Origin of the sequence: Acetobacter estunensis, from assembly GCF_019083805.1 — a bacterium.
Lineage (GTDB): Bacteria > Pseudomonadota > Alphaproteobacteria > Acetobacterales > Acetobacteraceae > Acetobacter > Acetobacter estunensis_A.
In genome coordinates this window covers 317,356-337,681 of sequence record NZ_JAHRDV010000003.1, presented here as the reverse complement: position 1 = coordinate 337,681, position 20,326 = coordinate 317,356, and the positions used below count along the sequence as shown (strand labels likewise).

The window sequence follows — 20,326 nt, the reverse complement described above, 5'->3', positions numbered from 1 at the left end:
GGTCGCGGCGACCGGTGAGAATCTTGTGCGGGTAGGCCTGATGGCCCACGTCCCAGATCAGCTTGTCGTCAGGGGTGTCGAACACCGCGTGGATGGCGACCGTCAGTTCCACCACGCCCAGCGAGGCGCCCAGATGCCCACCCGTGGTCGAGACCGTATCCACCGTCTCCGACCGCAGCTCGTCCGCCACCTGCCTGAGCTGGTCAATCGACAGATTTCTCAGATCAACAGGAAGGCCAACTCGGTCCAGCTCAGGAAAACGGCCGCGTGTGGGGGCGCCTTCTTTTCCATTTTGGAAAGAAGAAGATGCAGAATCGGTCGGGGTGTGGGCCATCATGTCACTTCCGTCGTCTGGGGCCGTGACCGCCCATTGTCGCGCGGAGCGTCTGCCACACGCGAAAACGCGGAGCGGGTCACGTCAGTTGCCGGTCATCGAAATTCGTCCTGCCTTACGGCAACAGGTACGGAAGAACGAACATGAAAGGACAGTTCTCGCCGCAGCGGATAGAGCAGGGTCAATTCGAAAATGCTGGCCCTGCTTGATGATGTTTCGGTCCTTCTGACAAGCTTCGTTTTCCGAATGGCCGATCAGTGTGGTCTTATTGCAACAATTGTGCAATCAGCACTTGAGTGCCTGAAGCGGGTTATCCTATAGCCGACACATTCAGGAATCGTGGTGCCGTATATTCGCACGCGGGCCATGACTTGCCCGCAGGCCTGGGCCATAAGGTATTCCTATTTTCTCTCTCGGACATAACCCTATATGTGTCCGCAGAACTTGACGGGCGTCGGTCGCCCGACCGACTGAGGAGCAGATCGTAATGGCGGTACCCTTGATGCAGGCCGTCCGGGTCGGCGCGTATGTTGTCAAGCAACATGTCACCCGGCGGGCGCGTTATCCTCTTGTACTCATGCTGGAGCCGCTTTTCCGCTGCAACCTTGCCTGCGCCGGCTGCGGCAAGATCGATTATCCCGCGGCCATCCTCAACCAGCGCCTGACTCTTCAGGAGTGCTTGGATGCCGATGCGGAAGCGGGCGCACCTGTGATCGCGATTGCCGGTGGAGAGCCGCTTCTGCACAAGGAGATGCCCGACATCGTGCGCGGTCTGATTGCACGCAAGAAGTATGTCTATCTCTGCACGAATGGCCTTCTTCTGGAAAAGAAGATGGACGATTACGAGCCGAGTCCGTTCTTCTCGTGGGACGTGCATCTGGACGGCGACAAGACGATGCACGATTCGTCCGTCTGCCAGGAAGGTGTGTATGAGCGCGCTGTCGCAGCCATCAAAAAGGCCAAGGCGCGTGGTTTCCGTGTATCCATCAACTGCACTCTGTTCGATGGTGCCGATCCCAAGCGTGTCGCTGCCTTCTTCGATGAAGTGATGGCGATGGGCGTGGACGGCATCATGACCGCGCCGGGTTATGCGTACGAGCGCGCGCCGGATCAGGAGCACTTCCTCAACCGCCAGAAGACCAAGCGGCTTTTCCGCGAAATCTTCCGTCTGGGTAAGGGCCACAAGTGGCGCTTCACGCAGTCACCGCTGTTCCTCAACTTCCTCGCCGGTAACGAGACCTATCATTGCACGCCGTGGGGCAAGCCGCTCCGTAACGTGTTTGGCTGGCAGCGTCCGTGCTATCTGCTGGGTGAGGGATATGCGAAGTCGTTCGACGAACTGATGAGCGACACCAAGTGGGACGATTACGGCACCGGCAACTATGAAAAGTGCGCCGATTGCATGGTCCATTCGGGTTATGAATCCACGGCGGTCATGGATGCGGTACGTCGTCCCTGGCACATCGCCAAGGTGGCTCTCTTCGGTCCCGAAACCGAGAAGCCGATGGCTCCGGAAATCTCTCTCGTGAACCAGCGTCCTGCGCAGTACAACTATGCGGAGCAGGTTGACGAGCAGTTGAAGGACATCGCGGCCCGTAAGAAGCCCGCCAAGGCGCCTCGCGTGACTAAGGTTGTAGGTGGTACCGTGCAGGCGAAGGAAGAAGCGGTTCCGGTGGATGCTGCCGACTGATTTTCGCATCTTCCGGCCCACCGCCATACTGCATTAACAGAAAGGGCAGAACCTTCCGGGTTCTGCCCTTTCTCTGTTCTTTACGGATGTCATGATCGTTTCCATCTTCATTATCCTGTTGCTCATTGTGCTCAATGGCATTTTCGCAATGGGTGAACTTGCGCTGATTTCCGTAAAGAGACCGCGCCTTGTCATACTTGTGGGGCAGAAGGTGCGTGGTGCGGAGCGGGCGCTCAAGCTGGCGGATGACCCCAAGAGCTTTCTGCCGACCGTCCAGATCGGGATGACACTGGTCTCGATTCTCGAAGGCACGTTCGGTGGTGTGAAGATTGAGGCCGCTCTTACGCCGTGGCTTGAGCAGTTTCCGGCTATCCGCCCCATTGCCGAGCAGATGTCGATGGTGGTGGTGGTGGTGTGCATCACCGTTCTCATGCTTGTGCTGGGTGAACTCGTGCCCAAGCAGATGGCGCTCCAGCAGCCCGAGCAGATCGCCGCCCGTCTGGCTTTGCCGCTGGACCTTCTGGCCACCGTGACTCGGCCCATCGTGTGGGTTCTGCGTAAATCCTCGGCCATTGTGCTGCGTCTTCTGCGCGTGTCGGAAACCGATCGTCAGACCCTGACCGAAGAGGAACTCCGCGCAGTTCTGCTCGAAGGCGCGCAGACCGGCGTGCTGGAGCATGAAGAGCGCACCATGATCGAGCGGCTTCTGCGTCTGGCGGACCGTCCTGTGCGGGCGATCATGACCCCGCGCAACGAGATCTGCTGGGTCGAGCGGCACGCGCCCCGCGATGAACTGATCTCCACGCTGCGGACCACCACGTTCTCGCGTCTGGTTGTGTGCGAAGGGGGACTGGACAATCCGGTGGGGGTCATTCTCGCCAGCGATATGCTTGACCGCCTTCTCGACGGCATGCCGGTCTCGGTGGAGGCGGGGCTGCGGCAACCGGTGGTGGTGCCGGACACCATTTCGGCGCTGGATATGCTTGAGCGTATGCGGTCGATTCCGCTCGGCATTGCTCTGGTGGTGGATGAATACGGCTCGTTCGAAGGTATCGTGACCGCGTCCGATCTGTTCGACGCGATTGTGGGCGAGGTGCATGAGCATGGCCCCCACACGCTTCTGCCGGTGAAGGTGGGCGATGTCGTGATGCTGGAAGGCTCGGATTCCGCTGATGAGGTGCGTGATCGGCTGCATCTGGGTGCGCTACCCGCGGAAGGGAGCTATCACACGCTGGGTGGCCTGCTTCTGGCGCTGCTGCGTCGTGTTCCCGCTGTGGGAGACAAGGTGGTGTTCGACGGGTGGCTGTTCGAGGTTCTGGAGATGGAAGGTCGCCGTGTGACGCGCGTGCGGGCCAGCCGCCAGACATTGGCCGAGAACTGATCGCGCCTTTACTCGACGGCGGCGCGAAGTCCGGCTCCTGCCGCCAGAGGGCAGAGGGGAAGGGCGCCTGCGAGAAAGGCCAGAAGCAGCTCAAAATCGGCGGCAACCGGCAACCCGGTTCGCGCCGATTCCACTGCGGCCGCGCCGAAGATCAGCGCTGGCGTGACCAGAGGCAGCACCAGCAACGGCAGCAGTACTCCCCCACGACGCGCACCCAGCACGATAGAGGCCGCCATACCGCCCACCAGTGACAGGATGAGCGTGCCAGGCACCAGTCCTGCCATGAGCGCGGGCAGAGTGTGGCTGGACTGACCGAGCATCACGGCCATGGGGATGGCTGCGATCAGCAACGGGAGGCCGGTCGTAAGCCAGTGAGCCGTCATTTTCGCCAGCGCGATGAGAGAGGGTGGCAGACCCAGCAGGAGAAGCTGATCGAGAGATCCGTCTTCCAGTTCCGTGCCGAACAGCCGGTCCAGCGGCAGCAGAGCCGCCAGCAGGGCGCAGACCCACACCACGCCCGGGCCCATGCGGCTGAGGAGGGCGGGAGAGGGACCAAGCGCCAGAGGAAACAGGGCGGCGGCCAGAATGAAAAACAGCACAGCGCCCAGCGTGTCCGCGCCGTGTCGGATGGCCAGACGCAGATCCCGCATCACGATGGCGACGAAGAGACTGCGCGTGTTCATGTGTGGGCCAGTTCCACAAGCGTGTCGTCTTCGACGGGGGCACCCGGAAGAGCGAGGTTGCGTGGATTTTCCAACGGCAATGGAACGTGGGTGGTGGCGATCACCATGCCGCCTTGTTCACGATGGTGGCGCAGCACTGTCCCCAGCCGTTCCACCGACCGTGCATCCAGCCCCAGACTTGGCTCGTCCAGCAGCCAGAGCGATGCGTTGGCCAGAAGAACGCGGGCAAGGGCGGCGCGGCGCTTCTGTCCTGCGGAGAAGAGGCGGGCGGGCACATCGCGCAGATGGTCCAGATCGAAGGCGTCCAAGGCCGCGTCGATTGGGCGACCGCGTGCAAAGAGGGCGAGGTTTTCCTTGAGGGTCAGGCCGGGCTTGAGAGCGTCGTGATGGCCAAGATAGGCGATGTGTTCCGCATGCGTGGTGCGATCGGCGAGAATGTCCTCGCCTTTCCACAGCATTCGTCCCGAATCCATGCGTCCCAGTCCGGCGAGGATACGGAGCAGGGTGGATTTGCCCGCCCCGTTCGGGCCGGTGAGCAACAGGGCGTCGCCTGCATCCATCGTGAGATCGACGCCGTCGAGAACGAGTCGTTCACCCCGGAAGACGGAGAGGTCCTCCACCAGAAGGATGGGTGAGGCAGAAGAGGGGGGCAAGGCGGTCGATCCCTTATTTGTGACCTCGGCAAGGGCCGGTTTCCCGGTTGCTCGCGTTCTCGTGGTCACGGTGTGCCTTGTGCCCGGACCGCCTGCGGGTATGTTCTAGCGCCGATCAGAGATCAACCCGGCGGCCCGGGAAACCGGGCAGGGCAGCCATCACGAATGTGGTGGAAGTTGCCGGTTCGACAAACCAGCGGGATGCTGTTGTCGCGGAGGAATATTTTATGAAATCGGTTGGGCACGATTCCCTCAAGACCGGGCGTGAGCTCAAGGTCGACGGAAAAACCTACCACTACTTCTCGATCCCCGAGGCCGAGAAGACCATCGGCAAGGTGGACCGTCTGCCGGTAAGCCTCAAGGTGCTGCTCGAAAATGTACTGCGCTTCGAGGACGGTCGCTCCTATACGGCCGACGATGCGAAGGCGATTGCCGGCTGGCTCAAGGACGCACGCAGCACGAAGGAAGTGCCCTTCAAGCCGTCGCGCATCCTGATGCAGGACTTCACGGGCGTTCCGGGTGTGGTCGATCTGGCCGCGATGCGCGATGGTATCGTGCAGCTTAAGGGCAACCCCGAGAAGGTGAACCCGCTGGTGCCGGTCAATCTCGTCATCGATCACTCGGTGATGGTGGATGTCTACGGCACGCCGGACGCGCTGCAGAAGAACATCACCATCGAGTTCGACCGCAACGGCGAGCGGTATGCGTTCCTGCGCTGGGGCCAGGAAGCGTTCGAGAACTTCTCGGTCGTGCCGCCCGATACCGGCATCTGCCATCAGGTGAACCTGGAATACATCGCGCAGGTGGCCTGGACAGCGGCCGTGGACGGCAAGGAATACGTCTACCCCGACACGCTGTATGGTACCGACTCCCACACGACCATGGTCAATGGTCTGGGCGTTCTGGGCTGGGGCGTGGGCGGCATCGAGGCGGAAGCGGCTATGCTGGGCCAGCCGATCGCCATGCTGATCCCTGACGTCATCGGTTTCCGTCTGACAGGCAAGCTGCCTGAGGGGGCCACGGCCACCGATCTGGTGCTGACCGTCACGCAGATGCTCCGCAAGAAGGGCGTGGTCGGCAAGTTCGTCGAGTTCTTCGGCCCGGCCCTCGATCACCTGCCGGTGGCGGACCGCGCGACCATCGCCAACATGGCTCCGGAATATGGCGCGACCTGCGGGTTCTTCCCGGTCGACAAGCTGACACTGGACTATCTGCACGAGACGGGCCGCGATGCGCATCGCATCAAGCTGGTTGAGGAATACTACAAGGCGCAGGGCATGTTCCGCACAGCGGAGACCCCGGAGCCGGTGTTCACCGACACGCTGGAACTCGACCTCTCCACAGTCGTTCCCTCCATTTCCGGCCCGAAGCGTCCGCAGGACCGCGTCGTGCTAACCGACGCCACCTCGGCGTTCGAAAAGGAGCTGACCTCGAGCCTTGGCGTGCCCGCCAATGATGCGAACAAGAAGGTCAAGGTTGCCGGCACCAATTATGAGCTGGGCAACGGTGACGTGGTGATCGCTGCGATCACGTCGTGCACCAACACGTCCAACCCGGCTGTGCTGATCGCGGCTGGCCTCGTTGCCCGCAAGGCGCGTGCGCTGGGCCTGAAGCCCAAGCCATGGGTGAAGACCTCGTTGGCGCCGGGTTCGCAGGTGGTCACCGATTATCTCAACCGCGCCAATCTGAGCGAAGACCTCGACGCGCTGGGCTTCAACACGGTCGGTTATGGCTGCACGACCTGCATCGGCAACTCGGGACCGCTGGCTGACAACATCGTTGACGCCATTGAGAGCAACAAGCTGGTGGCGGTGTCGGTGCTTTCGGGCAACCGTAACTTCGAGGGACGTATCTCCCCGAACGTGCGCGCCAACTACCTCGCCAGCCCGCCGCTGGTGGTGGCGTATTCACTGCTTGGCACAATGCGCAAGGATATCACGAAGGAGCCGCTGGGCACGTCCAAGGACGGCAAGCCGGTCTACCTGAAAGATATCTGGCCTTCGAACCATGAAATCGCTGCGTTGATGGGGTCTTCCATCAATCGTGACGAGTTCATCAAGCGTTACGCCACGGTGTCGAAGGGCACGAAGGAGTGGCAGGATCTCAAGATCGCCACGGGTTCGGAGACCTACAAGTGGGATCCGAAGTCCACCTATGTGCAGGATCCGCCGTACTTCAAGGACATGCCGGTCGAGCCGTCGGCCACGACCAGCAACATCAAGGGTGCGCGTCTTCTGGCTCTGCTGGGCGACAACATCACGACCGACCACATCTCGCCGGCCGGCGCCATCAAGAAGGACTCGCCGGCTGGCAAGTATCTGATGGAGCACGGTGTCGAGCCGAAGGACTTCAACTCCTACGGTTCACGTCGCGGCAACGACCGGATCATGGTGCGCGGCACGTTCGCCAACATCCGCATCAAGAACGAGATGTGCCCCGGAACGGAAGGTGGCTTCTCCAAGCACTATCCGGACGGCAAGCAGGGCTTCATCTACGATGTGGCCATGGAGTACAAGAAGGAGCACACGCCCCTCGTCGTCATCGGCGGCAAGGAATACGGCATGGGGTCCTCGCGTGACTGGGCGGCCAAGGGCACCTTGCTTCTGGGCGTGAAGGCGGTGATCGCGGAGAGCTTCGAGCGCATCCACCGTTCCAACCTTGTGGGCATGGGCGTGCTGCCGCTGCTGTTCAAGGAAGGCACGACGCGCAAGACGCTGGATCTCAAGGGCGATGAGGTGTTCGACATCATCGGTCTTGAAAAGATCACGCCGCGTATGGACGTGACGCTGGTCATCACCCGTGCTGACGGGAAAAAGGAAGAGGTGCCGCTGCTCTGCCGCATCGATACGCTGGACGAGGTGGAATATTACCGTCATGGTGGCATTCTTCATTACGTTCTGCGTGGGATGCTGAAAGCTGCCTGACACTCCTTCGTCTCTTGACGACAGCAAATTGGCCGGTTCGGGGAATCCCGAGCCGGCTTTTTGCGTTGAAACGGTGCTTTGTGCCGAATCGATCAGCAAATCATTCGATTCGAACAAGGTACTTGACGATGTCTCGCTTACGGTCGAGCGGGGCGAACTCGTATCCATCATCGGGCCTTCGGGCTGTGGGAAGTCCACCTTCCTGCGCTGCCTGAATTTCCTGGAAATTCCCGATGAGGGGACCGTCACCATCGCCGATGACAGTATCCGGCGGGCAGGCGGTCTGTGGAAATCATCCGATGAGGCGCTGGCACACCGGCTGCGCGCACATGTCGGGATGGTGTTCCAGTCCTTCAACCTCTTTCCGCATCGTACCGTGCTGGACAACGTCATGCTGGCGCCACGCGTGGTGAAGCATGTCGCGCCCGCCGTGATCGAGGCGGAGGCGCGGGAGCTTCTCGCCAAGGTCGGGCTTGAAGCCGCTGCCCTGCGCTATCCCGCCACGTTGTCGGGCGGCCAGCAGCAGCGTGCGGCCATTGCGCGCGCGCTCGCGATGCGGCCCGACGTGATGCTTTATGACGAGCCGACCTCCGCCCTCGATCCGCGTGTGGCGGAAGAGGTACTCGAAGTGATGCGGGCGCTGGACCGTGAAGGTATGACGCAGATCGTCGTGACCCATGACCTGCGCTTCGCCCGTGCGGCGTCCGATCGCATCGTGTTCATGGATGGCGGGCAGATCATCGAGATCGGTGATCCGGACGAAATGTGTGACAATCCGCGCGATCCCCGGACGCGGCGTTTTCTTGGAGCCTCAGTATGAAGGCGCTTGTGTTGCGAGCCCTCGCGCTCGCGATGGTGGGGTTGTTCTTACAGGGTCCGGCCGCTCTCGCACAGGAACCGGAGTCGCCCCCGGTTCAGCCGGTGGCATCGCCTGCTTCCGCTACAGTCCTGAAATGGGGCGCGGACGGCACCTCGAATGTGCCTTACACATTCCATGATCCGTCGGACGAAAATCGCATGAGCGGTTTCGAATACGACATCATGGAGGAGATCGGCCGCAGGCTGGGCCGTGAATCGCAGTTCGTTCAGAACGATTGGGACGGGTTAATTCCCGGCCTTCAACGCAATTTCTACGAGATGGTCATCTGCGGCATCGAAATGACGCCCGAGCATATGGATGCCGTCGATTTCAGCCAGCCTTATTACATGACGTCCGAACGTATCGTTGTCCGGCGCGATCAGGCGGGGCTGGATTCCTATGAGCGTCTGGGTGGTCATGTCATCGGCACGGTGAAGGACACGCTGGCCGAGCGCATGATGGGTGAGCGGCACGACATCACCGTGCGCGGCTACGACGAAGAGTCCAACATGTTCGCGGACCTCCGCAACAAGCGGCTCGACGCGATCCTGATCGACGGTCCCATTGCCCTGTTTTATGGGGAAGCCGATCCCGACTTCCGTATCGTCGGACCGCCGGTTGGGCATCTGTCCTACGGTATCGCGTTTGCCAAAGGTGCAAATATCGAGCTGCGGCATCAGGTGGACGCGGCGCTGAAGGCGATGGTGGCGGACGGTACGCTGCACCGCATCCTCGCGCGCTGGAATCTCTGGACGCCGGAGATGGCGGCGTGGACGGGTGATTATTCCGAGCCGGGTGTCGCGCCGACAGAGTGGCAGCGCTACATCGCGGCGACCATGCCCACGCAGGGCTGGCGCGCCCGACTGAAGCGTTATGTCAGCTTCCTACCGTTGATCGGCAAGGGTGCCGTGATGACGCTGGCCGTTTCAGCCTGCGCGATGGTGCTGGCGGTGGCTCTCGGTCTGGTGCTGGCACTGGCGCGGCGCTACGGGCCGACATGGGTGGCCATGCTGGCAACGCTCTACATCGAGATCGTGCGCGGAACGCCGCTGCTGATCCAGATATTGTTCATTTTCTATGGTTTGCCGGGGCTGGGTATCCGGCTCTCGCCCTTCGTGGCGGGTGTGATCGGACTGGGCCTGAACTACGCGGCTTATGAAGCCGAAAACTACCGTGCGGGTCTGCAATCCGTGGCCCGTGGCCAGATGGAAGCGGCGACGGCGCTCAACATGACGCACACGCAGGCTCTGCGTTACGTCGTGGTGCCGCAGGCCTTCCGTGTGGTCGTGCCGGTGATGACGAACGACTTCATTTCGCTGCTCAAGGATTCGTCACTGGTCAGCATCATCACTCTGACGGAGCTCAGCCAGACCTATGTCCGGCTGTCCTCGACCTATTTCGACTATTTCGGGACTGGTCTGATGGTCGGCGGTGCTTATTTGCTGCTCGGTCTGCCCTTCGTGCGGCTGGCCCGTATGGCCGAGCGCCGTCTTGCGGTGAGTGAACGCCGGAGTGGCGCGCACCACTGAGGTGCAGAGGGAGCTCTGCCGATCAATGACATTTCGGTATGGCTCCCTCCGTTTTCACCCGATTGTGCATAAATCTTCCCTCGGTCATCATCGCGTGAGTTTCCTCCTGCGCGATTGACCTGATGGACCTCCTTGCTGCTTTGCACAGTTTCGTTCGCGTGGCCGCGACCGGCTCCTTTTCCGCCGTGTCACGTGAAACCGGGACTAGTCAGCCCACCATCTCCCGCCACATCGCGCTGCTTGAGGCGCATTACGGTACCACGCTGTTTGCGCGCACGACCCGCAGCCTGATGATGACGGAAGACGGGCGAAGCCTGCTTCCCCATGCCTATGAGGTTCTGGAAATCCTTGAGACCGCGGAGACCGTCCTGGGGCGCCGACGCGCATCTGTGTCCGGCCTTGTGCGGCTGGGCGTCACCACGGCGTTCGGGTTGCAACTTACGTCCCGGATCAATGAACTGCTGGGCCAGCATCCCGATCTGTCGGTCGAAGTCATCATGCGGGATGGGTTTGGTGATCTTGTCGAGGAAGGTCTGGATCTGGCCATCCGCGTGGGCGAGATTGCGGAAGGCTCATTGATCGCCCGCAAGCTGGGCGCTGTGCAGCGCACTCTTGTGATGTCTCCAAAGCACTTCACACCGAAAAGTCGTCTCGAACATCCACGGGAACTGACGGAAGAGCCTTGCGTGGTGTTCGCTTATGGCGGCGGCCGTCAGGACTGGCATTTTTTCAATAAAGAGGGTGAGGAAAGCGTGGTGGCGCCGGGGGCGGTCTTTCGCGCCAACAGCAGCGAGGCCGCTCTGCACGCCATTCAGGCAGGAGTGGGCATAGGGCTTTTGCCGGGCTTTCAGGTGCGCGACCTGCTGGCTTCGGGTGAATTGAGCGAGGTGCTGCCAGCGTGGAAGGTGCCTCCCATGCCGCTCTATGCCGTGCACACGGGACCACGGACCCTGCCGCTGCGTACACGCACTGTGCTGGATTTTCTGGTGGAAATCTCGACCGAACTTGTCGGCGCGGACTGAGCTGCGCCTTTACGGGATGCGCCCGGCTGAGCCGTGCCAGGCTGGATCGACGGCTCCCGGACGCAGTTGACCGTTAGCCATGGGTTGCAGACGACCTTCATGGCCTGCCAGCAGCACGGGCGCCCAGCTCAGAATCCAGTTGTTCACACTGTTTATGAAGCGCCCGGCGAAGGGTGACTGTCCGATTCCCTGAGGGGTCCAATCAGCAGGTGTGGTGTTGAGCTTTGCGCTACCGGGCTCGGCGGGGCTGAGGGCAATGGACACAGCCTCGAAATTGATGCCGCCATCTGTTGCGCGAACCATGTGAACCCACAGCGCCTGCGCCAGCACGAAAGGCATGGGAAAGCCCAGCACCTTGAGGCGGCGGAACGCCCAGTTGACGTCGGAAGCGGCGCTGACCTCATCATGATCGACGTACACCACGTCTGTCGCCACGCATTGCGCGCTGCCCGGTGGCGCTGCGAGCTGGCGGCGGAAGGTGTAGCGGTCATCGTGACAGGGAGCCGCGATGTTGTCCGCTTCGGTCGCGGAGATGCTGGCATTGGTCGAGCGGGCAATGATGACGCCTGTCACCACACCGCGATCGGTGCGCACCAGCACATTGCTGTTGATCTCTCCATGCGGACCGGCCTGATCGGTGAGGACCGGGTGCCATACACCAGCGGGAAGCGGCAGTTGATGGCCAGCGAAAGGGAGAATGTCCGTCAGTGTGGCGTCGATGGGAGGGGCTGCGGCCTGCACCGAATCGCCGCCAGTGGGGGCTCCTTTGCCGGTGTCGCCTGAAGTGGGCCCAGTGGTTTCGTCTGCGGGCGGAGCCGCGACATGATGCGCCAGCTTGTCCAGCGGAGGATAGAGTTTGAGCAGCCAGTGCGGTGGATACAGCACCGTCAGGCCAGAGAAGGCAATCATGCCGAAGAAGGAAAGACGCCAGAGCGGCGCGCGGTGCCAGAGACGCGAGAAAGCGGACATGATGTGGAATCAGGGCGTCATGTGAGGGCGGGTGGGCGAGAGCGGTTCGTTCACGACTTCGGCGCCAATTCCGTCTTCGCCATGCGTAATCCGCACCATTTTGGCGCCCTGCTGACGTGCCGTGATGAGCGATTCGCTGATCATGTCCTCGATCGAACGGGCAAGGTCACGTGCGGAGGCACCGTCTCCGAGACGGTTCTGACGGCGCATGACGTCCATAAGGATGGTGGGATCGATCCCGCCCGGTTCGATGGTCAACCCGTAGCTTTCGATCATGGACTCGATTTCCAGCGCCGAAACGCGAGCGATATCGAGGCCACGTAGCGGACGGAACACGAAGATCCGGTCGAGACGGTTGAGCACCTCGGGCGCGAAACCTGCCTGACGCAATGCCTCGACCGATTCGGCGCGCATACGGTCGGGATCATTGGCCAGCCGGTCGGCGATGTCGGTCAGCGCTTCCGTGGCGATGTTGGAGGTCAGGATAAAGATTGCCTGCGTGGTGGAGACATGCGCGCCTGTGGACGCTTCGGTCACATAACCGTCGTTCCACGCAATCAGGAACTGTTTGAAGACGTCAGGGTGCGCTTTCTCGATCTCATCGAGCAGAACCACGGCGTCGGGCTTTTCCTTCAACCCGCCGGTCAACTTGCCGTAGGTATCCGACCCGACATAGCCCTTGGGGGAGCCGAAAAGCTGGGTCGCGGCGTGTGGGCTGCTCATCTGCGTCATATCGAAATGCAGCAGCGGGCGTTCGAGCTGCCGGGCAAGCTGCTTGGCCAGATAGGTCTTGCCGGTGCCCGGAGGGCCGGCAAGCAGGAAGATACCGACGGGTTTGCCGCGCACGTGCAGAGCGAGACGACGACGGAGCTGAGCCGATATGTCCTCACACACCTGATCCTGCCCGATGACGCGCGCACGCAGGTTCGCCGCGAGTTCCTCGGCGTCGATGGCGGCATCACGCTGCTCGCGGGCGAGCATTTCTTCCAGCGCCTGCCGGTTCGTGAGTCGCGCCAGCACGTCCATCATCCATCCCCTTCTGCGCAGCAGTCCCTTGCGGGCAAGTCGTTCGGCACGGGTCTCGAACAGGAGCCCTGCCAATGTAAAAAACGCACCGACTCCGGCCAGAACCGGCCACAGCGGAGCACACCATTCCATGAACTGATCCACGCTCGCGAGTGAAAGATGCAAGCTGGCAGCCGCCTGAATGCTCGCGAGGATCAGAAAGATCACCATCATCACCGGCATGAGCCGGTTGAGCGTGGGAATCAGGCCCTTCATGTGATGGACGAGAGGTGAAGAGAAAAAGCACGCATCACTGGGCGATCACCGTGACAGTAAGAGATTCGTCCTGATGAATGACGGGAAACGCTTCCGGCCCCGACACCATGATCCCTCCAACCTGAATACCGCGGACGCCGGGGTTGGAAAGAGGAGTAAACGTGACATCCCCGCTCACGACGATTGGCAGGACAATCTCCTGCGGTTCGGGAGTGAGAGTGACGACACGTGTAATAGGGCCGGACTGGACGCTGACTGTCCCACCTGCGCCACTGGCGTCAAAAATGGGCATGACCACCAGTCGGTAATCCCTGCGATTGATCCCTGCGAGTATTTTCGCCTGCTCATCCGTGGAGTATCCCGCCTTTCGCAAGGCGCGGGCGGCATTGTCGGGAGAAATCAGGGTGAACTGCCCTGCCGCCGAGGCTTGGCTGCCGCCGGTCATGGGCTGCTGCGAAGCTGAATGTGTGACAGGAGAGGCCTCGGGGGAAGCGCGATGGTTGGCGAGCCACGACGCCCCACCGCCGAGCACAAGCAGCCCAGCCATAGCGATCATGGCGAGACGCGGCCCAGAGCCACCGGGGCCGGGTTCGGGCTGCTGCTGCAAATCGGGGCGATACGCTGTCATCTTCTGTCCATCAGACATAGGCGCGTCGCGTGTGGCAAGAGGGATACGCCGACTGTGAGGATCGGTTTCCTGCATGTGAATATCTGTTACAAAAAGCAGGTCTTTTTTCAGGCTTGCGGTTGGTGTGACGATGCCGTAGAAAAACACTAATTCCTTTCATCTTCCGCTTGTTTTGGGGGGTGGCCATAGCGGCCGCCTTTTTTGTTTTGGACGAAGATTTCTCAAGTGCTTCAGGCCTTGAAGCCCGGATCGCCGCGATGATTTCTCCCACGTTGGAGGATCTCGGGTTCGAACTGGTGCGTCTGGCCGTTCTCGGGCGCGAGGTGCCGACGGTGCAGATCATGGCTGATCGTGCCGACGGTTCTCTTATCACTGTTGAGGATTGTGAGCGTATCAGCCACGCAGTCGGTGCGGTGCTGGATGTGGAAGATCCCATTCCCGGAAACTGGACGCTTGAAGTGTCTTCCGCCGGAATCGATCGTCCGCTCACCCGTCCCAAGGACTGGGAGCGTTTTGCCGGGCATCTGGCGAAAGCGGAAGTGATGGTGCCGGTGAACGGACGACGTCGCTTTTCGGGCATCGTTCTTGGGGCTACGGAAGAGGGCGGGCGTCTTCGGCTGGACGATGGTTCGGAGGTGGTTCTGCCCTTCCGTGAACTGCGCAAAGCGCGTCTGATCCTCACTGACGAACTGATCGCAGCCACGCGGGCGCTTATGGTGCCTGAGGCTGAGGCGGTCGAGGGTGAGGACGGCGAGTTGGCGAGCAAGCCGGCTGGAAAGGGTCGCAAGACCCCTTCGCGGCGTCATTGATCGGGAGCGGGGTGGCGTAAGCTCTCCCTTGCCCCCATATTCTTGTCCAGATCGTGTATGGGCGTGAATTGCGCTCAATGCCGGTCTGTCGGGTCTGGCTGATGCACGATATCAGCGTGTGGTCTGTCGTGGAGTTCTGATGAGTATGGATACGTCTGTTGCACGTCCCGAGCTGCTTTTGGTGGCGGACGCCGTAGCGCGGGAAAAGATGATCGACCGGGATGAAGTCCTGGAAGCGATGGAACAGGCCATCCAGAAGGCTGGTCGCGCCAAATATGGTCATGAGAAAGATATCCGCGCGACCATCGATCGGCGTACGGGTGAGGTTCGGCTGTCTCGCTGGACCGAGGCCGTGGAAACGGTTGAGAACGAGGACACGCAGATCCCGCTGCACATCGCGCGCAAGTTCAAGCCCGATATTCAGCTTGGCGAACATCTGATCGATCCGCTGCCACCCATCGATTTTGGGCGCATCGCGGCGCAGACGGCCAAGCAGGTGATTGTGCAGCGCGTGCGGGAATATGAGCGCAAGCGCCAGTATGACGAGTTCAAAGACCGCGTGGGCGAGATCGTCAACGGTACGGTTAAGCGCACGGAATACGGCAACCTCATGGTTGAGATCGGTTCTGCCGAGGCGCTGCTGCGTCGGGACGAACTGATTCCCCGCGAGACGTTCCGCAATTCCGATCGTGTGCGTGCCTACATCTATGATGTGCGCGACGAGCCACGTGGGCCGCAGATTTTCCTCTCCCGTACGCATCCGGCGTTTCTCGCCAAGCTGTTCGCGCAGGAAGTGCCGGAAATCTATGACGGTATCATTGAGATTAAGGCTGTGGCCCGCGATCCCGGCTCACGCGCCAAGATGGCCGTGATTTCTAAGGATGCGTCCATCGACCCGGTTGGTGCCTGTGTGGGTATGCGTGGTTCTCGCGTGCAGGCCGTCGTGGCTGAATTGCAGGGCGAGAAGATCGACATCATCCCGTGGAGTCCGCAGGCGGCGACCTTCGTGGTCAACGCGCTGGCGCCGGCCGAGGTGTCCAAGGTCGTCATGGACGAGGACGCTGGGCGCGTGGAAGTCGTTGTGCCGGACGAACAGTTGAGTCTCGCCATTGGACGTCGTGGCCAGAATGTGCGGCTGGCCAGCCAGCTGACACGCTGGGATATCGATATTCTGACGGAAGCCGAGGAATCGGAGCGCCGTCAGGAAGAATTCCGTCGTCGTACAGCGTTGTTTGTCGAAGCACTGGATGTCGATGATGTGATCGCGGGGCTTCTGGTGACGGAAGGCTTCGATACGATTGAAGAGTTGGCCTACGCCGAGCCGGATGAACTGGTGGGCATCGAAGGTTTTGACGAGTCGGTCGTGGAAGAACTTCAGCGTCGTGCCGAGGGCTTCCTTGTGCGTCGTGAGGAAGAGCTTGATGCCAAGCGTAAAGAGCTTGGGGTCACAGATGAAATCGTGGCGCTGGAGGCTTTCACCAACCAGATGCTGGTGACGCTGGGTGAGAAGGGCGTCAAAACGCTCGACGATCTGGCCGATCTGGCGGGTGACGAACTGGTTGAGATTCTCGGTGAAGAAGCCATCGACGAGGAAACGGCCAACGAAATCATCATGGCGGCCCGTGCGCATTGGTTCGAGGGTGAGGACGAGCAGTCCGCGCCAGCTGAAACCGAGGAGGTAACTCCTGAGCATGACGCCGGATGAGCACCTGACATCATCCCTGTCCGGCGAAGGTGAGGTTGGAAAGGCCTTGCCCGATGTTGGAGAAGCGGAGGAGGCGGACGAGAAGGGGCCGTTGCGGCGTTGCGTGGTGACGCGCGAGCACGATCGGCCGGAAAGGATGCTGCGTTTTGTCGTGGCGCCAGACCGGCAGGTCGTCCCTGATCTGGATGCGCGTCTGCCCGGACGGGGAATATGGTTGAGTGCGCGGCGAGATGTGCTAGAAACCGCTCGGACACGTGGGGCCTTTGCACGGGCTGCCCGTGGACAGGTGGTCATCCCTCCAGATCTGGCACATCTGATTGAAACCGGACTTCTGCGTCGTGTGCGGGAGACTCTGGGGCTTGCGCGTCGCGCCGGACAGGTTGTGTGTGGGTATGCCAAGGTGCGTGAGTGGATCGTGGCTGGGAAAGCCGGTCTGGTCGTGCAGGCGTCGGATGGAAGCGCGGACGAGTGTCGGCGTCTCCTGTCCGGCGCAAGGGACATCCCGGTGGTCTCCCCGCTGATGGCGGAGGCGCTGGGCGAAGTATTCGGTCGCGAGCGATGTGTGCATGCGGCGTTGCGGTCCGGGGCTTTGGCCTCGCGGCTGTGGCATGAAAGTAAACGTTTTGCGGGGATGACCGACGTGTCTGCCCTGCGGACGCCGGGGTTTTCCGGTGATCGGGTTGAACAGGCGGATAGATGAGCGAAGGCAACGATCAGGATCAGGGTAAGGGGCGGCTGTCCCTGCGGCCAGCAGGCCGTTCGGAGGTAGGACACACGGTCGATGCTGGCTCCGTGCGTCAGAGCTTCAGCCATGGTCGTTCGAAGGTGGTCCAGGTCGAGGTCCGCAAGAATCGACGGCCGGGTCCGAGTGCACCCAAGGCTGGCGTGCCAGGTGGAGCGCGCGGCCCGCGTGGTGCCAAGCGTGGATTGACGGATGCGGAAATCGCGGTTCGTCAGCGCGTTCTGGAGCAGCAGCGGCAGGAAGCTGCCCTGCGTGAAGCGCAGCGCATTGAGCAGGAAAATATCCGTATTCTTTCGGCGGCTGAAGAAGCCCGTCGCAAGGAAGAGGAAGAGCGTCGTGCCGCCGAGGAAGCTGAGCGCGCCGAGGCGGAAGCCCGTGCCCGCAAGGCCGAGGAGCAGCCTCCGCTGAAGCCGGCCGCTCCCAAGGTGGAAGAGCGTGGGCCGGTTGTGTCCGATAAGCCGATTCCCGGCACGGTCACGCTTGCGCCACCTCCGGGTCGTCTGCGTCCGTTGGCTGAACGTGCGATCATGCCCACGAAGCCGCTGGTGCAGACGCGTCCGGCACCGGCTGCCGCAGCCACACCTGCGGCGGGGGAAACCCTTCGTCTGCGCGGTGGCCGTGAAGGCGGTGAGGAAGAGCGTCGCCCGCCACGTCGTGGTGCGCCGGCGCAGCCGCGTCGTACACCGGGTGGTGTGAAGAAGGATCAGAACCGTCGTTCCGGTCGCATTGACGTGCAGGCCGCGATTGAGGGGGATGACGACAAGACGCGTTCTCTCGCGTCGGTGCGCCGTCAGCGTGAACGTGAGCGTCGTCAGGCCGAGCTTGAGCGTCTGCGGACCGATCAGGTGCGTGTCGTGCGCGATGTCGTGCTGCCTGAGAGCATCACCGTTCAGGAACTGGCCAATCGTATGGCGGCCCGTCAGGGAGAGGTCATCAAGGCGCTCATGAAAATGGGTGTGATGGCGACCGTAACCCAGACGATCGACGCTGATACGGCGGAACTGGTGGTCGAGGAGTTCGGTCACCGCGTACGCCGCGTTGCGGAAAGCGACGTGGAAATCGGCATCGAAGGTGTCGAGGACAAGGAAGAAGATCTGCGTCCGCGTCCGCCGGTCGTGACCGTCATGGGTCACGTCGATCATGGCAAGACCTCGTTGCTTGATGCTCTGCGTACCACGGATGTGGCGACGGGCGAGGCTGGTGGCATCACCCAGCATATCGGCGCCTATCAGGTGACGCTGGCATCCGGTGCGAAGATCACTTTCATCGATACACCGGGTCATGAAGCCTTTACGGCCATGCGTGCCCGTGGCGCGTCCATGACCGATGTGGTGGTGTTGGTCGTTGCGGCCGATGACGGCGTGATGCCGCAGACGGCTGAAGCCATCAAACACGCCAAGGCGGCCAATGCGCCGATCATTGTGGCGATCAACAAGATCGACAAGCCGGGAGCAAATCCGGATCGTGTGCGTCAGGATCTTCTGAGTCATGAAATCGTGGTCGAGTCGATGGGCGGCGATGTTCAGGATGTGGAAGTGTCCGCCCTGAAGAAGACGAATCTCGACAAGTTGGAAGAAGCTATTCTTCTTCAGGCCGAGATTCTGGATCTCAAGGCGAATCCTGATCGTCCAGCGGAAGGCGCTGTTATTGAGGGCCGACTGGATCGTGGCCGTGGCGCTGTGTCCACGGTGCTGGTCCAGAAGGGCACGCTTCGTAAAGGCGACATCGTTGTCGCCGGTGCCGAGTGGGGCCGCGTCCGCGCATTGGTCGATGATCGCAATCGTCAGCTTTCGGAGGCGCTGCCATCCACTCCGGTCGAGGTGCTCGGTATCGGTGGAGTGCCGGAGGCGGGTTCGTCCTTCGTGGTGGTGGAGAACGAGAATCGCGCTCGCGAAATCTCGGAATTCCGTCAGCGCAAGATCAAGGAGCACACGGCGGCCGGTCAGACAGCCGCGCGTGGCACGCTTGACCAGATGCTGGCCCGTATTCAGGCGGGTGAGCAGAAGCAGGTTGCGGTCCTTATCAAGGCGGACGTGCAGGGATCGGCCGAGGCGATCAAGGCGACAGTCGAGAAGCTCTCCCATGAGGAAGTGGCGGTTCGGGTGCTCAACGCTTCAGTGGGTCAGATCACGGAAAGTGATGTGCAGCTTGCCAAGGCGTCCGACGGGCTCATCATTGCCTTCAATGTCCGCGCCACGGCGCAGGCCCGGGCGATGGCGCAGCGTGACGGTGTCGAGATCCGCTACTACTCGATCATCTACCAGGTGGCGGATGATGTGGAGCAGTTGGTCAAGGGCAAGATCGCGCCGAAGCATCGCGAGAAGTTCCTCGGTTACGCCGAAATCCGGCAGGTCTTCAACATCACGAAGGTCGGCAAGGTCGCGGGTTGTTACGTCACCGAAGGCGTGGTCAAGCGTGGCTGTGGCGTGCGTCTGCTGCGTGATGGCGTGGTCATTCATGAGGGCGAACTCAGCCAGCTCAAGCGCTTCAAGGACGATGTCAAGGAAGTGGCGCGCGGCTATGAGTGCGGTCTCTCCTTCGCAGGCTACAACGATCTGCGAGAGGGTGACGTAGTCGAGTGCTTCGAGATGGAAGTCATCCCGGCATGAGTCGCGGCTCACACCGAAAAGATGGAAAGGGGCCGGCGGGGCGACTCGCCGGCCTTTCCACAGGCGGACCGTCACAACGTCAGTTGCGCGTAGCGGAAGAAGTGCGGCGTGTTCTGGCGGAAGTGTTCGCGCGTGCGGACTTTCGTGATCCGGAACTGGCGGGCGTATCTATCACCGTGACGGAAGTGCGCATCTCTCCCGATCTCAAGCACGCGACGGCCTTTGTCGCCTGTTTGGGGCGGACGGATGTGGAAAGCCTGCTTCCCGCGCTCAAGCGGGTGGCGCCATGGCTGCGCACCCAACTGGCGCATACTTTGCGTCTTCGGGTGGCCCCAGAGCTGCATTTCCAGCCCGATACGGCGCTGGATTACGCGATGGAAGTGGATGCGCTGCTTAAGCGTCCGGAAGTCCAGCGTGATCTGGACGACCACGAAGACGAATAGAAACCAAAAAGGCCCGGCTCTTTTACGAGACCGGGCCTTTTTTCTGGTGGGTTTGGAAAAGAGGC

Annotated in this window: 17 protein-coding genes; 11 read left to right on the top strand and 6 right to left on the bottom strand. The window is 61.4% G+C overall.

The window, feature by feature from the left end:
- Positions 1-334: 1-deoxy-D-xylulose-5-phosphate synthase N-terminal domain-containing protein (locus KUA11_RS06220; protein ID WP_302480870.1), on the bottom strand; the 334-nt coding region annotated here is incomplete at its 3' end.
- 487 nt (positions 335-821) lie between these two features.
- On the opposite strand from KUA11_RS06220, the gene hpnH reads away from it, so the two are divergent.
- Together hpnH and KUA11_RS06210 are read left to right on the top strand one after the other, a co-directional pair.
- A complete protein-coding gene (gene hpnH, locus KUA11_RS06215) occupies positions 822-2,024 on the top strand; it encodes an adenosyl-hopene transferase HpnH (protein WP_217409478.1) in 1,203 nt (400 codons plus the stop codon).
- A 91-nt stretch (positions 2,025-2,115) separates the two neighbouring features.
- On the top strand, positions 2,116-3,405 hold the full coding sequence (locus KUA11_RS06210) for a hemolysin family protein (RefSeq protein ID WP_217409477.1): 1,290 nt from the start codon (positions 2,116-2,118) through the stop codon (positions 3,403-3,405).
- A gap of 8 nt (positions 3,406-3,413) precedes the next feature.
- On the opposite strand, the gene ccmB is transcribed toward KUA11_RS06210, so the two are convergent.
- Both ccmB and ccmA read right to left on the bottom strand, forming a co-directional pair.
- Entirely contained in the window at positions 3,414-4,088 is a 675-nt protein-coding gene (gene ccmB / locus KUA11_RS06205) for a heme exporter protein CcmB (RefSeq protein WP_217409476.1), read from the bottom strand.
- Entirely contained in the window at positions 4,085-4,810 is a 726-nt protein-coding gene (ccmA, locus tag KUA11_RS06200) for a heme ABC exporter ATP-binding protein CcmA (protein ID WP_475638915.1), read from the bottom strand. Before ccmA ends, ccmB begins: the two co-directional genes overlap by 4 nt.
- Positions 4,811-4,968: 158 nt before the next feature.
- Here ccmA and acnA point away from each other — a divergent pair, with 158 nt between their 5' ends.
- The 4 genes from acnA to KUA11_RS06180 all read left to right on the top strand — a co-directional run bounded on the left by acnA (position 4,969) and on the right by KUA11_RS06180 (position 11,075).
- Complete coding sequence (gene acnA, locus KUA11_RS06195; RefSeq protein ID WP_166316142.1) at positions 4,969-7,665, top strand: aconitate hydratase AcnA; 2,697 nt, start codon at positions 4,969-4,971, stop codon at positions 7,663-7,665.
- A gap of 73 nt (positions 7,666-7,738) precedes the next feature.
- Positions 7,739-8,485, top strand: a complete 747-nt coding sequence (locus KUA11_RS06190) for an amino acid ABC transporter ATP-binding protein (RefSeq protein WP_217409475.1) — start codon at positions 7,739-7,741, stop codon at positions 8,483-8,485.
- Complete coding sequence (locus KUA11_RS06185) at positions 8,482-10,053, top strand: ABC transporter substrate-binding protein/permease (protein ID WP_217409474.1); 1,572 nt, start codon at positions 8,482-8,484, stop codon at positions 10,051-10,053. The genes KUA11_RS06190 and KUA11_RS06185 overlap by 4 nt, the downstream gene beginning before the upstream one ends.
- A gap of 122 nt (positions 10,054-10,175) precedes the next feature.
- A complete protein-coding gene (locus KUA11_RS06180; protein WP_217409473.1) occupies positions 10,176-11,075 on the top strand; it encodes a LysR family transcriptional regulator in 900 nt (299 codons plus the stop codon).
- A 9-nt stretch (positions 11,076-11,084) separates the two neighbouring features.
- Here the strand turns inward: KUA11_RS06180 and KUA11_RS06175 are convergent, their stop codons facing one another.
- Genes KUA11_RS06175 through KUA11_RS06165 form a run of 3 tightly spaced genes read right to left on the bottom strand, consistent with a single transcriptional unit; the run spans position 11,085 to position 14,028 of the window.
- A complete protein-coding gene (locus KUA11_RS06175) occupies positions 11,085-12,044 on the bottom strand; it encodes a hypothetical protein (RefSeq protein WP_217409472.1) in 960 nt (319 codons plus the stop codon).
- A gap of 9 nt (positions 12,045-12,053) precedes the next feature.
- Positions 12,054-13,325 carry an AAA family ATPase gene (locus tag KUA11_RS06170; RefSeq protein ID WP_217409471.1) on the bottom strand — a complete coding sequence of 424 codons (1,272 nt, stop codon included), beginning with the start codon at positions 13,323-13,325 and terminating at the stop codon, positions 12,054-12,056.
- A 34-nt stretch (positions 13,326-13,359) separates the two neighbouring features.
- Entirely contained in the window at positions 13,360-14,028 is a 669-nt protein-coding gene (locus KUA11_RS06165; protein ID WP_254454710.1) for a hypothetical protein, read from the bottom strand.
- Between the two features lie 104 nt (positions 14,029-14,132).
- Here KUA11_RS06165 and rimP point away from each other — a divergent pair, with 104 nt between their 5' ends.
- The 5 genes from rimP (at position 14,133) to rbfA (ending at position 20,261) form a co-directional block, all read left to right on the top strand.
- Positions 14,133-14,762, top strand: a complete 630-nt coding sequence (gene rimP / locus KUA11_RS06160; protein WP_217409470.1) for a ribosome maturation factor RimP — start codon at positions 14,133-14,135, stop codon at positions 14,760-14,762.
- 145 nt (positions 14,763-14,907) lie between these two features.
- Entirely contained in the window at positions 14,908-16,467 is a 1,560-nt protein-coding gene (gene nusA / locus KUA11_RS06155) for a transcription termination factor NusA (protein WP_217409510.1), read from the top strand.
- A complete protein-coding gene (locus tag KUA11_RS06150) occupies positions 16,454-17,167 on the top strand; it encodes an RNA-binding protein (protein WP_217409469.1) in 714 nt (237 codons plus the stop codon). Before nusA ends, KUA11_RS06150 begins: the two co-directional genes overlap by 14 nt.
- Positions 17,164-19,818: a translation initiation factor IF-2 gene (gene infB, locus KUA11_RS06145; RefSeq protein ID WP_217409468.1), complete on the top strand. Its 2,655-nt coding sequence runs from the start codon at positions 17,164-17,166 to the stop codon at positions 19,816-19,818. Before KUA11_RS06150 ends, infB begins: the two co-directional genes overlap by 4 nt.
- Complete coding sequence (gene rbfA / locus KUA11_RS06140; RefSeq protein WP_166316174.1) at positions 19,815-20,261, top strand: 30S ribosome-binding factor RbfA; 447 nt, start codon at positions 19,815-19,817, stop codon at positions 20,259-20,261. The genes infB and rbfA overlap by 4 nt, the downstream gene beginning before the upstream one ends.
- Positions 20,262-20,326: the final 65 nt, after the last annotated feature.

Coding starts and splice junctions, on each gene's coding strand:
- hpnH (WP_217409478.1), top strand. CDS start 822: ATGGCGGTACCCTTGATGCAGGCCGTCCGGGTCGGCGCGTATGTTGTC.
- KUA11_RS06210 (WP_217409477.1), top strand. CDS start 2,116: ATGATCGTTTCCATCTTCATTATCCTGTTGCTCATTGTGCTCAATGGC.
- ccmB (WP_217409476.1), bottom strand. CDS start 4,088: ATGAACACGCGCAGTCTCTTCGTCGCCATCGTGATGCGGGATCTGCGT.
- acnA (WP_166316142.1), top strand. CDS start 4,969: ATGAAATCGGTTGGGCACGATTCCCTCAAGACCGGGCGTGAGCTCAAG.
- KUA11_RS06185 (WP_217409474.1), top strand. CDS start 8,482: ATGAAGGCGCTTGTGTTGCGAGCCCTCGCGCTCGCGATGGTGGGGTTG.
- KUA11_RS06180 (WP_217409473.1), top strand. CDS start 10,176: ATGGACCTCCTTGCTGCTTTGCACAGTTTCGTTCGCGTGGCCGCGACC.
- KUA11_RS06175 (WP_217409472.1), bottom strand. CDS start 12,044: ATGTCCGCTTTCTCGCGTCTCTGGCACCGCGCGCCGCTCTGGCGTCTT.
- KUA11_RS06170 (WP_217409471.1), bottom strand. CDS start 13,325: ATGAAGGGCCTGATTCCCACGCTCAACCGGCTCATGCCGGTGATGATG.
- KUA11_RS06165 (WP_254454710.1), bottom strand. CDS start 14,028: ATGCAGGAAACCGATCCTCACAGTCGGCGTATCCCTCTTGCCACACGC.
- nusA (WP_217409510.1), top strand. CDS start 14,908: ATGGATACGTCTGTTGCACGTCCCGAGCTGCTTTTGGTGGCGGACGCC.
- KUA11_RS06150 (WP_217409469.1), top strand. CDS start 16,454: ATGACGCCGGATGAGCACCTGACATCATCCCTGTCCGGCGAAGGTGAG.
- infB (WP_217409468.1), top strand. CDS start 17,164: ATGAGCGAAGGCAACGATCAGGATCAGGGTAAGGGGCGGCTGTCCCTG.
- rbfA (WP_166316174.1), top strand. CDS start 19,815: ATGAGTCGCGGCTCACACCGAAAAGATGGAAAGGGGCCGGCGGGGCGA.